10 protein-coding genes are annotated in these 13918 nt (G+C 37.3%); 6 read left to right on the top strand and 4 right to left on the bottom strand.

The features are described 5' to 3' along the window. Positions 1 to 135: 135 nt before the first annotated feature. Positions 136 to 3213 (bottom strand): M4 family metallopeptidase, encoded by a 3078-nt coding sequence (locus tag NZ519_06175; protein MCS7028338.1) that lies wholly within the window; start codon positions 3211 to 3213, stop codon positions 136 to 138. Between the two features lie 497 nt (positions 3214 to 3710). Continuing rightward, entirely contained in the window at positions 3711 to 4370 is a 660-nt protein-coding gene (locus NZ519_06170; GenBank protein ID MCS7028337.1) for a heme exporter protein CcmB, read from the bottom strand. A gap of 90 nt (positions 4371 to 4460) precedes the next feature. Between NZ519_06170 and NZ519_06165 the strand changes: the two genes are divergently transcribed. The 3 genes from NZ519_06165 to NZ519_06155 all read left to right on the top strand — a co-directional run bounded on the left by NZ519_06165 (position 4461) and on the right by NZ519_06155 (position 8565). Further along, entirely contained in the window at positions 4461 to 4901 is a 441-nt protein-coding gene (locus NZ519_06165) for a hypothetical protein (GenBank protein MCS7028336.1), read from the top strand. A 44-nt stretch (positions 4902 to 4945) separates the two neighbouring features. Further along, the gene (locus NZ519_06160; protein MCS7028335.1) at positions 4946 to 7225 is read left to right on the top strand and encodes an HD domain-containing protein; all 2280 of its coding nucleotides are present in this window, start codon (positions 4946 to 4948) and stop codon (positions 7223 to 7225) included. Between the two features lie 92 nt (positions 7226 to 7317). Then, a complete protein-coding gene (locus tag NZ519_06155) occupies positions 7318 to 8565 on the top strand; it encodes a PKD domain-containing protein (protein ID MCS7028334.1) in 1248 nt (415 codons plus the stop codon). 18 nt (positions 8566 to 8583) lie between these two features. Here NZ519_06155 and NZ519_06150 read toward each other — a convergent pair whose 3' ends face one another. After that, the gene (locus NZ519_06150) at positions 8584 to 8715 is read right to left on the bottom strand and encodes a hypothetical protein (GenBank protein MCS7028333.1); all 132 of its coding nucleotides are present in this window, start codon (positions 8713 to 8715) and stop codon (positions 8584 to 8586) included. 246 nt (positions 8716 to 8961) lie between these two features. Between NZ519_06150 and NZ519_06145 the strand changes: the two genes are divergently transcribed. Together NZ519_06145 and NZ519_06140 are read left to right on the top strand one after the other, a co-directional pair. Next, a complete protein-coding gene (locus tag NZ519_06145) occupies positions 8962 to 10224 on the top strand; it encodes an aminotransferase class I/II-fold pyridoxal phosphate-dependent enzyme (protein MCS7028332.1) in 1263 nt (420 codons plus the stop codon). Between the two features lie 54 nt (positions 10225 to 10278). Further along, a complete protein-coding gene (locus tag NZ519_06140; GenBank protein MCS7028331.1) occupies positions 10279 to 10560 on the top strand; it encodes a hypothetical protein in 282 nt (93 codons plus the stop codon). A gap of 57 nt (positions 10561 to 10617) precedes the next feature. Here NZ519_06140 and NZ519_06135 read toward each other — a convergent pair whose 3' ends face one another. Next, complete coding sequence (locus NZ519_06135; protein MCS7028330.1) at positions 10618 to 11580, bottom strand: radical SAM protein; 963 nt, start codon at positions 11578 to 11580, stop codon at positions 10618 to 10620. Between the two features lie 61 nt (positions 11581 to 11641). Here NZ519_06135 and NZ519_06130 point away from each other — a divergent pair, with 61 nt between their 5' ends. Then, positions 11642 to 13636 (top strand): tetratricopeptide repeat protein, encoded by a 1995-nt coding sequence (locus tag NZ519_06130; GenBank protein ID MCS7028329.1) that lies wholly within the window; start codon positions 11642 to 11644, stop codon positions 13634 to 13636. Positions 13637 to 13918: the final 282 nt, after the last annotated feature.

The following is a 13918-nucleotide window of genomic DNA, read 5'->3' as shown; positions in this document are numbered from 1 at the left end:
AGCGAAGTACCGAAGCGAAGCGCAGTGCGGAATGCCCCGACCCTTGCGTCAGCAAGGGGCACGCCCAAAAAATTAAAAAAAAATGCTCCCACCTCTTATGTGAGAGCATTCGGACCTGAAAAAGCAAATTGATGCTTATTCTAGCTTGACAATATTTCTACGAATAACTTGTTCATTGACTTGAAGGCAAAGCAAATAGGTTCCTTTTGCAAACCTTTGCATATCAATAACATAATTTTGCACACCTGATGTGAAGAAAGTATCTTTGAACAGCACTCTGCCCAATGCATCTATAATTTGCACGTTAGCTGTGGCAGGTCTTAAAAATGGGGCATTAAGAGTAATCTGGTCATAAGTTGGATTAGGGGAGATGCTGACACACTCTTCACATACGACCAACGGTTTATCTATGCTGCTTACTACAAAGTAATAATCTGCTGAAGTATTACTTACACAGTTTCCATTCCTAGCTACTACGGTATAAATTCCGCTAACTGTAGGGGTATAAGAAGACGCCGTTGCCCCTGTAATAGCATTGCCATTTAGATACCATTGATAAGAAGCAGCCACTACATTAGCATACAAAACTCCTGCAACTTCTGTAATATAAGGAGTAGGAGGAGTGCTATTTAGAACTGCTGTTACAGGAACACGAGGGCTACGGCAGGGCGCTTCTCTAACTTTCCAGTCATAAAAGAAGTAATAGTAGCCTGTACCTGCACTTGAAGTTTTTATAGAAGCCAGACCTGGAATTGTGTAAGGAAAGCTAACACCTGAATTATTTCGGTACAAATTTGAACTAGAACTAGGCGCTAGTCCTAATTGATGATTAGTGCCCACAGGAACGTTGAAATTCAATGTAACCACTTGCATGCCATTTGTCATATAGACAGTAGCACTTTGTAAAACATTCCCATTATTATCCCTTAGCTGAATAGTGCGGTTGCCTGCTCCATTAGCATATACCTTCACACTCTCTAATATGAATTCTTTGTATGCATCAAAAACAAGGTGTTGGTTAGGATGCCCTAAATATCCTCCTCCGCCAAAAGTATTATCCACAGGACCTAAACTTTGTAGCGGTTGAGGTACTTCTTCGGAAACATAAAAGGTTTGTGTGCTTGTCAGGCTTGCAATCGTGTAGGAAGTTCCTGTATGGAAGCTTGTTCCACCTGTGGGCGTATTAAACCATTTTATTACTCCCGAGCTAAGCGGAGTAGCATACAAAGTAGCACTACCTGGGCTGCATAAAGAGTCATTAGTAGTCAAGGGGGGATTAGGTGCATTTACAGTAATGTAAGCAGTTTTTACAACAGTATCTGAACCACAAGCGCCGCCATTGGCAATCAGGGTTACTGTATAAGTGCCATTAGCGGTATAGGTAGCTGTGGGATTGACTGATGTGCTAGTTGTACTATTACCAAAATCCCAATAAAAAGATGTACCGTTGATGCTAGTGTTAGTGAAATTGACCACCGCAGGAATAGAGCAGAGAGTAACTACATTAGTAGTAAAGTCTGCAACTACTCCTGGTACATAATTAGGTCCTACGCCTACGGCGTACCAAGCACGGGTAACCGCTTCATGTTCAGGTGAGCAAGCGCCATATAAATCAATAGCAGCTTGGATAGAGTAGAATCTTGCATCAGCATATTGGGAAGTTGAGGTAAGATACACACTTAAGTTGCGATACGCAATTTTTTGAGCTTTATTAAAACCAATAGCACTTACACTAAACGCGTTCCCTATATCGTTCACGCCACTTCCTCCTTGACACAAAAGGTAGAACCAATAATTTTGAACGCCACTATTTGTATGTACACCGCCATTGTCCATTGGACCTGTGTACCAATAAGTACCTAAATACGTATCGGGGTCGTTGTGTGCATTAGGGTTTTGCATATTTCGAATACCGTTCCCACTAACTGTCATTTCTTTGCCCACAATCCAGCTAAATGTAGAGGGCTTATTCGCATATTCTATAGCTTTGGCGAATATATCACTAAATGATTCGTTTAATGCTCCTGATTCGTAAGAATATACTAAGTCAGCAGTATATTCAGTTACTCCGTGTGTAATTTCATGGGCTACTACATCCAAACAAGTAAGAGGATGAAAACCAGAACTTAAATTGCCATCTCCATACGACATACGAGTACCATCCCAAAAGGCGTTTACATAATTTACACCATAATGTACATAGCTAAGCAAATTAGCGTTCATATCATCGTAGCTATCTCTATTGAAGTTGTTTTTGTAAAAGTCGTAAGTTACCTCAGCACCCCAATGCGCATCTGTGGCAACTTCATCTTTTTGGGGATTAAAATTGTTCCAATAGTTATCTGTGTCTGTAAAGTCAACAGCTGCGCTGTAGCTTGTTCCTGTTTGTAGATTATATGTTAGGATTCCGCACCGAGCTGCTTCTCTCAATCTAAAATTTCCTGGGCTTACATAATCGGCTATAATCGTCCTGTTGCCGCTAAATTTAGTTACTGCTGTACCCGTTGAGTCTATTTGATGTATCCTGTCGTTAGTTAGGATAACTTCCCCGTTTAGAGCATCTACAAAAACATATTGCCGAGATAAAGGTTGATGAGCATATATATCAAATTTGTAGGAAAGTTTGAAGTTTTGAGGTTCGTAGTTTCTGTTTTTAGGTGCAATTACTAACATTCCTTTTGGATAATACGTAGCAGTCGGGTCATTTTTTTCGATTTTGAGGTAGTTTTCCTCTTCTGGAATTTGCCATTTGTATACCGCAGCCTGAACATAGTCTAGTGCCTTTTGAAGGGCAGCCGATTCAGTTAAAAGGGGAGTGGTAGCAGCTTGTATGCCCTTGAAAAATACTCCATTAGCAGATTGAAGATAACCTTCTTTACTATGTAGAATATAGACCCCGCCCTCCACAGGAAAACCTGCATAATACTGCTGGTACCGTTCATGAATATAACCTATTTCGTCGGTTTGTTCACGGTATTTTGTCCATGAATCTAAATTAGAAGCATCTAAAGCTTGTTTTAACCACGATAGTGCCTCATTTTGAGGAATACTTTTATCTCTTACTTTCAAAAACACAGGTGCTGTACTTTGTGAATTGTATCGTACCACCGTACAGCCTTGCACTTTTTCCGATGCACTTGCACCATAATATTCTTGTGCAAATGCAGCATTGGCTAACAGCAGCCCTACCAATAGATATAATAATTTTCTCATAGCTCACTTTATTTTTTGACTTTTACTTAAAGAATAACAAACTAAAAATCAAGATGCTTAAACGCAAGTGTGTCAGAGGGAGTTAGTGTAAAGCTTGTAGCAAATATAAAAAAGATTTCTAAAAAGTCAAGTTCGTACGTCATATTTTGGTAAAATAGTAATAAACTGGTTTGAATATGATACACAAAATGCTTTTTTGGTAATTGTTAGGTTAGGTTTTGAGAACTTTTTGAAGGATATTTTGTACGCGGGTACTTTGTGTGCTGTCTTATCCCAAGATGATACTCTACTCTTACTTAAAGCGCTTCACATTATCAACTTTCATTAAGTCCATTTGTTTTAACAAAAAGGTTGAATTTTAATTTTTTGGGCGTGCCCTTGTGGGCATTCGCTGTGCTCATGCCCACAAGGTCGGCGTGCTGCGGGCTACGTGCGGAATGCCCCGACCCTTGCGTCAGCAAGGGGCACGCCCAAAAAATAAATAAACATAATTATTACTACTCTTTCCAAATTTGAGGGAAAAGTAGCAAACTAATACCTAAAAAAGCTACTATCATCGCAATCAAGTTTAGGAATTGTAGATACGATAAGCTGCGATCTAATCCATCCATAGCATTTTTAGAAATTTTAATCAAAACAGTGAGCAAAGGTACTAAAATAGGCAAACCTAAAATGCCTATCAATCCTGAATTTTGAGGAGAAGAAAAATGCGTAAGCGCCGCAATAAACGTTAATACGACCGCAAAAGCTATACTTCCAAGCCCTAAATTCAATAAAAAAATAAAATTATCCTGTACAGGATTGCCCATTATCAAAGCGTAAAAACCAAAGTTTAGAAAAGATACAATCAAAGTTAAACAAGCATTATACACTATCTTGCTAATTATTAAATCCGTAGCTGACACTTGCGTGTATAAAAACAAACTTATTCCCTCTTCATCTTGACTAAAAGTTTTAGTCATCACTTGTAATGCATTGAATAACATTAGTATCCAAAATAAAGCATTCCAGACCACAGGATGTAACTGCTGCATAGCCAAATACAAAATGAAAGTTGTACAAAATACATACAGCAGTAGACTATACAAGGTTGTTCTTTTTCGCCATTCTGTTCGCCAGTCTTTTTGGAGTAATAGCTTGATGCGTTGGATATTCATGCCGTTTTGACAAAAGTAACAAAGAAACAATAATTTTATCGTAAAACTCTGTATTTTTGTCTGAAAGGGTAAAAACTTATGCTACGCCATGTGATAATTTGGATTTTAATAAGTAGTGTAATTAGTGCAGTACAAGCCCAACAAACTAAAAAAGAAAAACCTCGCCCATTTACTCAAATTAAAATTAACGACTTTTTTAGCTTGGATAACATAGAGTTTGTTTGTTTAGGAACTTTGCAGTACGGAGAAATTATTATCGGAGATACTTTGGATGTATATACTCCGCAAGGTTTTGTGGGCAAATGTAGAATACTTGAATTAGAAAATCCTTTTACAGAAGAGAAACTCACCATACGACATGCCCCTGCAAGTCTTAAACTTAGTGCCAAAGCTTTTAACTGTATTATCAATGAACAATCCTACTTAGTTACACAGGGAAAACTGCCCTATGGCGTAAAAATAGCCCAGTCTCCTAAAAAAGCACCAAAAGATACCATAAAAGCCTATGGAAGTAATCCAAAATCACCTTGAACGTTGAAAAATCCCGTTTTTATGCGTATTTTTGTATATTCTATATGGATGCTGCGGAATTAGAAAAAAAAGCAATACTTGACCGATATAAAGTTTTGTATCAGAGTTGTAAGCATTTCAACAAACAGGAATTAAAGTTAATTCGCAAAGCATTTGATTTTGCTAACCAAGCTCACAAAGATGTACGGCGCAAGTCAGGAGAGCCTTATATTTTTCATCCTATCGCTGTAGCAGAAATTGTAGCTAAAGAGATAGGTTTAGATGCTATTTCTGTGGCTTGCGCACTTTTACACGATGTAATTGAAGACACAGCAGTGGAGGAAGAGGATATTCGCAGAGAATTCGGCGATACAGTTCTGAAGATTATTTTAGGACTAACAAAAATATCAGGGGTTTTTGAGTACGAAAGTGAGCAGGCAGAAAATTTTAGGCGCATGCTCCTGACTATGTCCGATGATATACGAGTAATACTTATCAAGTTTGCTGATCGTTTGCATAATATGCGCACTTTGGAACACATGCAACCCGATAAACGATTAAAAATTGCGTCAGAAACCTTATTTCTTTATGCACCATTAGCAGGTAGATTGGGCTTGTACAATATCAAAACGGAATTAGAGGATTTAGCTTTCAAGTACACAGAACCCGAAGAATACAACAAAATTCTTTCTCAACTCCGAGCTACTCGCGTTGAACGCGAAAAGTTTATCCAAGAATTTATTGAGCCGTTAAAGTTAGAACTGATGAAAACAGGGCTAAATTTTGAAATTAAAGGTCGTACCAAATCCATCTACTCTATCTATCGCAAGATGCAAACTCAAAACATTCCCTTTGACCAAGTTTTTGATTTATTTGCTATTCGGATTATTATTGATATTCCTGAACCTTATATTCGTGAAGTGGTCAGTGATAAGGAATTAGAGGAAATTATCAATGCCCAAAGGCAACGTGAAAAAGATGCATGCTTTAAAATATATAATGTGATTACTTCACTGTATCCTTGTAATCCTAATCGTTTAAGAGATTGGATAAACACACCAAAAGCAAACGGCTATGAAGCTTTGCATACTACCGTAATGTCTAAAACAGGTCGTTGGGTTGAAATACAAATTCGTACTCGGCGTATGGATGAAATTGCTGAAAGGGGCTTAGCTGCACATTGGAAATACAAAGAAAAAAGCCAAGCGAATACTTTTGATAAACTGATTAACGATATCCGAAATATGATATCTGTGCAGCAAAATCACAACGCAGAAGAGTTTGTTAGCAACTTTAAACTCAATTTCTTTACCGATGAAATCTACACTTTTACTCCAAAGGGAAAAATGCTTATTTTACCCAAGGGGGCTACCGTATTAGACTTTGCTTATGAAATTCATGGAGATATTGGAAACCATTGCATTGGTGCAAAAGTAAATAACAAGCTAGTGGGCAGAAATTACGTTTTATCTAATGGCGATCAAGTAGAGATTCTTACTTCCGAAAAACAGCAGCCCGAAGAAGATTGGATTAACTTTGTTAAAACAGCTAAGGCTATTTCCTTTATCAAAGACGCTATCAAAAACCGCAAAAAGCAAATTGCAGAAAAAGGCTATGAACTTTTACTTGAAAAACTTAAATCTCTCAATATAGAACCCTTTCAAAAAAATCTTTCCCGCATGCTCATTTACTTCAAAATCCCTGATTTAGCAACTTGGAATTACATGATTGGTTCAGGTAGGTTTCCTTTACACCTTTTAGATGAATATGCCAAAAATCCTAATCCAAGTAAAAAGAAAATTGTAGAGTATTCAGACAACCAAAGTATCTCCGAAGTGGTTAAGCGACTTAATAAAGACTTACAGACTATCAGCAGTACTACCAAAGATATACAATTTCAATACGCCAGTTGTTGCAATCCCATTCCAGGAGATAGTATTGTAGGACTTTATTTTCCTGAAAAAGGGATAGAAGTCCACCAAATCAAGTGCGAAAACGCCATAAAACTAATGAGCAATCATGGCAATAGAATTGTAAATGTCAAATGGAATGAGCAGCATCAAGTAGCCTTTTTGGCAGGTTTGAAAATTAACGGTGCAGATAGGATTGGAATTGTAAAGGATATTGCGAACATTATCTCTACCGAAGAGCAAATTAACATGCGAAGTATTAACATTGATAGCAACGGAGGTATATTCGAAGGTACAGTTATGCTCTACATTCAAGATACTAAACAGCTAGAACAGCTCATATCAAAGTTAGAAAAAATTCAAGGTATTTTATCCGTCAGGCGTTTTGACACATATACAAGCCAAAGCAGCTTAGTGCAGGAAACTTACATTTAAGACTTAAAGTAAATTGCTGTTGCTAACTTGCGCACAAATAATGATTAAAAATTCCTTGCAAAGCATGTATTTCTTTTTTACTTTTGAGTAACATGAAGTATATACCAAATGTTCTTCTTGCCTTGCTTCTTGTTTCTCTTGGATACGCTCAAAAAACAAAGGTTTTATTTATTGGAAACAGCTACACGGGTAGCCACAACCTTCCCCTACGAGTAAAGGAACTTGCTCTATCTATGGGGGATAGCATAGAGTATGACATGGCTGTTTTCGGAGGGTACACATTCAACTTACACTCTACTAATAGCACAACTTTGGGTAAAATTTACAGTAAGCCGTGGGATTATGTAGTGTTACAGGAGCAAAGTCAAATTCCTGCATTGTGGCCTAGTTATGTAGCAGCAAATTGTTTTCCTTATGCTCATAAATTAGATAGCCATATTACTAAAAATAATCCCTGTTCAGAAACCGTGTTTTTCATGACTTGGGGGCGAAAAAATGGAGATGCCGCAAATTGTCCCAGCTACCCGCCTGTATGTACCTATAATGGTATGCAAGCCAGATTAAGACAAAGCTACTTGCAAATGGCAATTAACCAGCATGGGAGTGTAGCACCCGTAGGTGCAGCTTGGAAAATGGTTAGAGATAGCTTTCCAAGTATAGAACTTTACGAACCTGATGAAAGCCACCCTAGTGAGCAAGGTACTTACTTAGCAGCTTGTGTATTTTATTGTACTTTTTTTCATAAAAGCTGTATAGGTTCACCATACTTGTTCGGTTCTGTTACACCCTTAGAAGCGCAGCAACTTCAATACGCCGCTACTCGCGTAACACTGGACAGCTTAGCTACTTGGCAAGGCACAGGCGATATCCCACATGCTAAATTCACTTATTCCTTGACAGGTGCTACGGCAAGCTTTACTAATCTCTCTATGAACGCCACAACCTACCTTTGGAATTTTGGGGATAGTTTCACTTCTACGGATACTGACCCTGTACATACGTACAGTGCCCCAGGAACTTATACAGTAACTTTGGTGGCTTCTAATACTTGCAAAAACTTTACTGCATCAGAAAATATAACAGTTTTACCTTTGTACCTTGACAAAAATCAAAATGTGTCTTGGAATATCTATCCTAATCCTGTCAACGATGCACTGTACTTAGATATACCTGAAAATGGAATAATAGAGGTCTATGCTATCAACGGGCAAAAAATAACTTATTTTTTTGCAAATAGAGGACTGCAAAGGATAGACACGGATAAGTGGCAAAATGGGGCTTACATGCTTATTTTTAGTACCTCTAAAAGAAGGTATCAACATTTAATCACTAAGCAGTAAATAGTTTACGCATAAAAGTCAAGTATCTAATTTGATTTTTTTGGGCGTGCCCCTTGCTAATGCAAGGGTCGGTGCATTCTGCACGTAGCCCGAAGCACGCCGACCTTGCCCACATGAGCGCAAGCGAAGTGTGGGCAAGGACACGCCCAAAAAAATAATCAAAATAAAATAAGCAAGACTTAAGCTAAAAACTGTTAATATGGTTGAAAGAAGAGAATTATTTGCAAAAAACGCGGGGAACTTTAAAGTTTTCGTAATTTTTTCTCGTTGATTTTCAACTAATTACAAAAAAACTTTGTTTTTTTTATAAAAAAATGAGGATAAACATTTGCATGGTATTGAAAACCAAACTATTTTTGTTGTGTAATCAATTTGTAAATAAATAGTCATAAGCCCGTGGACATATTTGATAAAATAGACAAAAGCATGGGGCATCTAGGTCAATATGCTGACCAAGCCCATGGATACTTCACCTTTCCGAAATTAGAAGGCGAAATAGGCACAAGAATGAAATTTAACGGAAAGGAACGTTTGATATGGTCTTTGAATGACTATTTAGGTTTAGCTAATCACCCAGAAGTTCGCAAGGCAGACGCAGAAGCGGCAGCAAAATACGGTTTTGGGCATCCTATGGGCTCTCGCATGCTTACGGGCAACAGCGAGTACCATGAGCAACTAGAAAAAATGTACGCTGAATATGCCCAAAAAGAGGATGCTATTTTAGTTAATTTCGGCTATCAGGGAAATATATCTCTGATACAAGCTTTATTAGACCGTAGAGACGTAGTTATTTATGATTCGCTTTCACACGCTTGTATTATAGATGGCGTAGTGGGCACTTTAGCTAAGCGCTTCATTTTTGAGCATAACAACATGGAACAGTTAGAGAAGCGCTTACAGACCGCCGTCAAAATTGTAGAGAAAACGGGCGGGGGGATATTAGTGATTACCGAAGGGGTCTTCGGTATGAAAGGTGATTTAGGTTACTTGCCTGGAATTGTAGAATTAAAGAAAAAATATCCTTTCCGTATTTTGATTGACGATGCTCATGGATTCGGAGTAATGGGTCCGACGGGAATGGGAACTGCCGAACATTACGGCGTACAAAAAGAAATTGATATTATATTTAATACCTTCGCTAAATCTATGGCTATGATAGGTGGCTTTATTGCAGGAGATAAAAAAGTTATACGATACCTGCGTTACAATATGCGTAGCCAAATTTATGCGAAGACAATGCCCACAGCCCTTGTACTCGGTGCAATGAAGCGATTAGAAATTTTACGAAATGACCACTCTCGCAGAGAACACTTGTGGAAAATTGTAAAAGCGTTACAAGAGGGTCTAAAAGCTCGTGGTTTTGATATAGGCCCAACTCAAAGCCCTGTAACGCCTGTTTATATGAAAGGTTCTATTTGGGAGTGCAGAAACCTTTCATTAGACCTACGCGAAAACTACAATATTTTCATGTCTGTGGTAACTTACCCTGTTATTGAAAAAGGCTCAATTATATTAAGGGTAATTCCCACAGCTAATCATACTTTGGATGATGTAGAATATACGCTCAATGCTTTTGCGGAAATTAGAGAAAAGCTGGATGCGGGTGCTTACAAAGATGATGGATTAGTTGCTCCACTTATGCCCAAGATTGTATTTTAGTTCTGCATCATTCATCTTTGGGTTTGCCTTATTTAATCCTTTATCATATAGCGTATGGAAAAGTTCCAAAAAATCTACGAAATCGTCACTACCATTAAGGACGACGTAGAGAAGTTTTATCAAAAGAACAACAAGGCAGCGGGAACCCGCGTGCGTAAAGCGATGCAAGATCTAAAAAGTCTGGCTCAGCAAATTCGTAAAGAAGTTCAAGAAATTAAGAACAAGCAAGAAGCCGAAGCACAAAAGAGTAAGCCTAGCTCTGCTAAAAAAACCGAAGACAAAAAAGGAGAAACCAAGAAAGCGGCTACTGCCAAAGCGTCTGGGAAGAAAAAGTAAATCAAGAGTACAAATTTCTTCTAACTGCTTATGCCAAAAGCATAGGCAGTTTTTATTTTAATTATAAACCCACTTTTCCAAAGCATACTTCAAAGTGGAAGGTAAAGCCCTCCAAAAATACCGATTGATAGCCACAGCAAACGAAGGTTGAAAATAACAGTTAATCGTACAACCTTCGCAAGCAGGTAAGCGCCCCTCTAATTGAATAACCTCCTGTACTTTTTTGCTGTGATACAATTCATAAAGGTTGTTTTGAATCCTAAAAGAATGCGATCCTAAATGATAACAAGGTAAAATAAGTTCATTAGTAGGCGAAATAACAATAGTACTTGAAGCTGCATAACAAACAGGATTGTCTACGTGATTACCCCCGCACGCTCTCAAGTCAAGAAAGGCTTGATTGAGATAGACTCCTTTTTTTTTACCCCATTGGCGCAGCACTTTAACTGAACTTTGCGACAATCGCCCTCCTACTTGATTATACTCAAAAACGGGATTGAGAATTAAAATTAGTCCATTAGGCTGGGTGATTTTGTGATATACATGCTCTATTTCGTGAATATTATGTTCAAAAACCGTAAATATAACATCAGGTTTTTCTTCAAGGGATTTAGCTATCTCTATGCTTTCTAAAACTTTATCAAAACATTTTACTCCCCGTGATGCATCGTGCTTTTGTTTGTCTATGCTATCCAGAGAGAAATGCAGCATATCAATTTTACCTTTTAATTTTTGAGCATACTTTGGATAAAGTAATGTATTTGTGGTAACTGTGGTTATCATGCCAAGTGCTTTTGCTTTTTCTAAGAATGTATGTAGTTCTTGATGTAGTAAAGGTTCCCCACCAGTAAAATCTACTACTTTCACGCCAAGCTTTTTAGCTTGTTCTAAGTTATTTAAGACAGTGCTTACATCGGCATAAGGAGAAGGGCGTTCCCAAATATCACAGAAACTGCATTTTGCATTGCATCTATAAGTTAAATAGTAGTTGAGCAAAACAGGATGTTTTATCCATTTCATAACTTGTTATCATGACGCAATAATAACGATTATTTTAATGTAAAAAATGTATCTTTGTACTATGTTCAAAATTTTGCCACTACTTCTTTTCTTATTTCTTTGCAATTTAACCTGGGCACAGCCTAGTATATACACTCAACGACAAATAGATAGCCTTAAAAACATAGTTGAGAACATGTCAGATAAAGATACAAATAAGATTGTTTTTAGTATGATATTAGGCAATGCACTGATAGAGAAAAAAAACGGTTTAGATTATTTTAATCAAGCTATGAGTCTCTCCATCAGAACAGGTTGGACTTATCATAAAAATGAAATTAAAGCAGATATAGCAAAGTACTATTACATCAGAGGAGATTACGAGGATGCTATGAACTATGCTACGCAAGCCTTAAAAGATGCAGAAAATGAAAAAGATATTAAAGGAATTATCAAGGCTAAAAATGTGATTGGATTAGTGTATAAAGACAAAAACAATTTGGATGCTTCAATTAACACTTTTTATGAAGCGATTAGATTAGCCCAAAATCAAAAATACAATTTTGTTTTAGGTGATATTTACATGAATATTGGTCTATCTTTCAAAAAAACGAATCAGTTAGACAGTGCGTTACACTATCAAAGACTTTCACTAGGTATTCACCAAAAAAACAATAATGTCTTGGAGATTGCAAAAAACTATAATTACATAGGGCAGATTTATGTACAAAATAACCAAAAAGACAGTGCAAGAATATATTTCAGTAAAGCCCAAAAGATTGCTCAAAAATTACAGGCAAATAACATTCTTATTGAGGTGTATAATGGGTTAGCAGATATAGAAACTCAAAATAAAAAACACAAAGAAGCCATTGAACTCCGAGAAAAAGCACTGAAAATGGCTACTCAAGATAGTCTGAAAAATGAAATGCTTGTTTGTTTTCAAGGTTTGGCATATAACTATGCGGCACTAAACAAAATAGATCGTGCTTTTTATTACATGAAACAAGAAAATAGCTTAAGACAAAGAATGTTATTAGACCACCAAAGTGATGTAGTGGCTAAGTATGAATTAGAAAAAAGAGAAGCTGATATTGCTTTATTGAAAAAGCAGCGGGTATTTCAAAGGACTCTGTTTATAGTTCTATCTATTTTATTTGTCTTGATTATTGCTTTTGCTGTAGTGCTTTACACTAGTAATTTACGCAGAAAAAAAGCTAATCAACTTTTACAAGAGAAAAATGCAGAGATAGAGATGCAAAAACAACAAATTTTAGAACAAGCAGAAGAACTTCGTGTAATGAATGAACAACTAGAACAAAAAACCAACGAAATGCTTTCTAGTATCCGATATGGCAAACGTATTCAAAGTGCAATACTTCCCTTTGGAGAACGTATTGGTAAAAGTGTTTCAGACTTCTTTGTGCTTTACATAGGTAGAGATGGACTAAGTGGTGATTTCTATTGGTTTTCAGACAAAGGTGAAGCTATTATTATGGCAGGGATTGACTGTACGGGGCATGGAATTCCAGGCGCACTGATTAGCATGATTGGAGATGCTTTGATGAATCATATCGTACATGAACGTGGTGTTTATGAACCTAAAGATATCTTGTATCATCTCAATAATGGTGTTTGTAATTCTTTACAGCAAGAAAATGACGAAATTAAGGACGGTATGGATGCTGTAATCTGTACTTGGTACCCAAGACAAAATAAACTTCTATTTGCAGGCGCAATGAACCCTCTTTACTATGTCAACTCGCAAGGACTGCACGAAATAAAAGGCGATAAATATGCCGTAGGTGGAGAAAAAAATAAACAATTTACGCAGCACACTATTTGGATATACGAACCTACTATTCTTTATCTTACTTCTGACGGCTACGCTGACCAATTTGGCGGACCTGAAAATAAAAAATTAGGCAGAAAACGAATGAAAGAACTCTTTCTACAAATTAAAGATATGCCGATGTACGCACAGTATAATGTGCTGCGTAATACTTTTGAAGAGTGGAAAGGAAACGAGGAGCAAGTAGATGATGTTCTCATTTTTGGAATAAAAATAGGGGGATAACCGCAAATAGATACTATTGAAAATAAGAACAGCAGCCGAAGCTGCTGCACAAACCTTTTCCTATTCACCTTTAACCTTTGTGCTAATACTACCGCTATGAAACTCTTCCGCGCTAAAACGCAAACATTCAACATTATTATTTTTTAGATAGTTTCATAAATTAAGCTACGCCTGAAAGATAATTTGATTTTTTTTAATTTTTTGGGCGTGCCCCTTGCTGACGCAAGGGTCGGGGCCGTCCCCCCACCCCAAAGCAAAGGGACATACCAGCGCCACCAACAG

Source organism: Bacteroidia bacterium (assembly GCA_025056095.1).
In the GTDB taxonomy this organism is placed as follows: Bacteria; Bacteroidota; Bacteroidia; order JANWVE01; family JANWVE01; genus JANWVE01.
The sequence above is the reverse complement of the archived record's forward strand: the minus strand, read 5'-3'. Positions and strand labels throughout refer to the sequence as shown.

What these genes read in the sequence shown, in the direction of transcription:
- NZ519_06155 (MCS7028334.1), top strand. Translation starts at nt 7,318, where the DNA reads ATGAAGTATATACCAAATGTTCTTCTTGCCTTGCTTCTTGTTTCTCTT.
- NZ519_06130 (MCS7028329.1), top strand. Translation starts at nt 11,642, where the DNA reads ATGTTCAAAATTTTGCCACTACTTCTTTTCTTATTTCTTTGCAATTTA.
- NZ519_06175 (MCS7028338.1), bottom strand. Translation starts at nt 3,213, where the DNA reads ATGAGAAAATTATTATATCTATTGGTAGGGCTGCTGTTAGCCAATGCT.
- NZ519_06160 (MCS7028335.1), top strand. Translation starts at nt 4,946, where the DNA reads ATGGATGCTGCGGAATTAGAAAAAAAAGCAATACTTGACCGATATAAA.
- NZ519_06140 (MCS7028331.1), top strand. Translation starts at nt 10,279, where the DNA reads ATGGAAAAGTTCCAAAAAATCTACGAAATCGTCACTACCATTAAGGAC.
- NZ519_06135 (MCS7028330.1), bottom strand. Translation starts at nt 11,580, where the DNA reads ATGAAATGGATAAAACATCCTGTTTTGCTCAACTACTATTTAACTTAT.
- NZ519_06170 (MCS7028337.1), bottom strand. Translation starts at nt 4,370, where the DNA reads ATGAATATCCAACGCATCAAGCTATTACTCCAAAAAGACTGGCGAACA.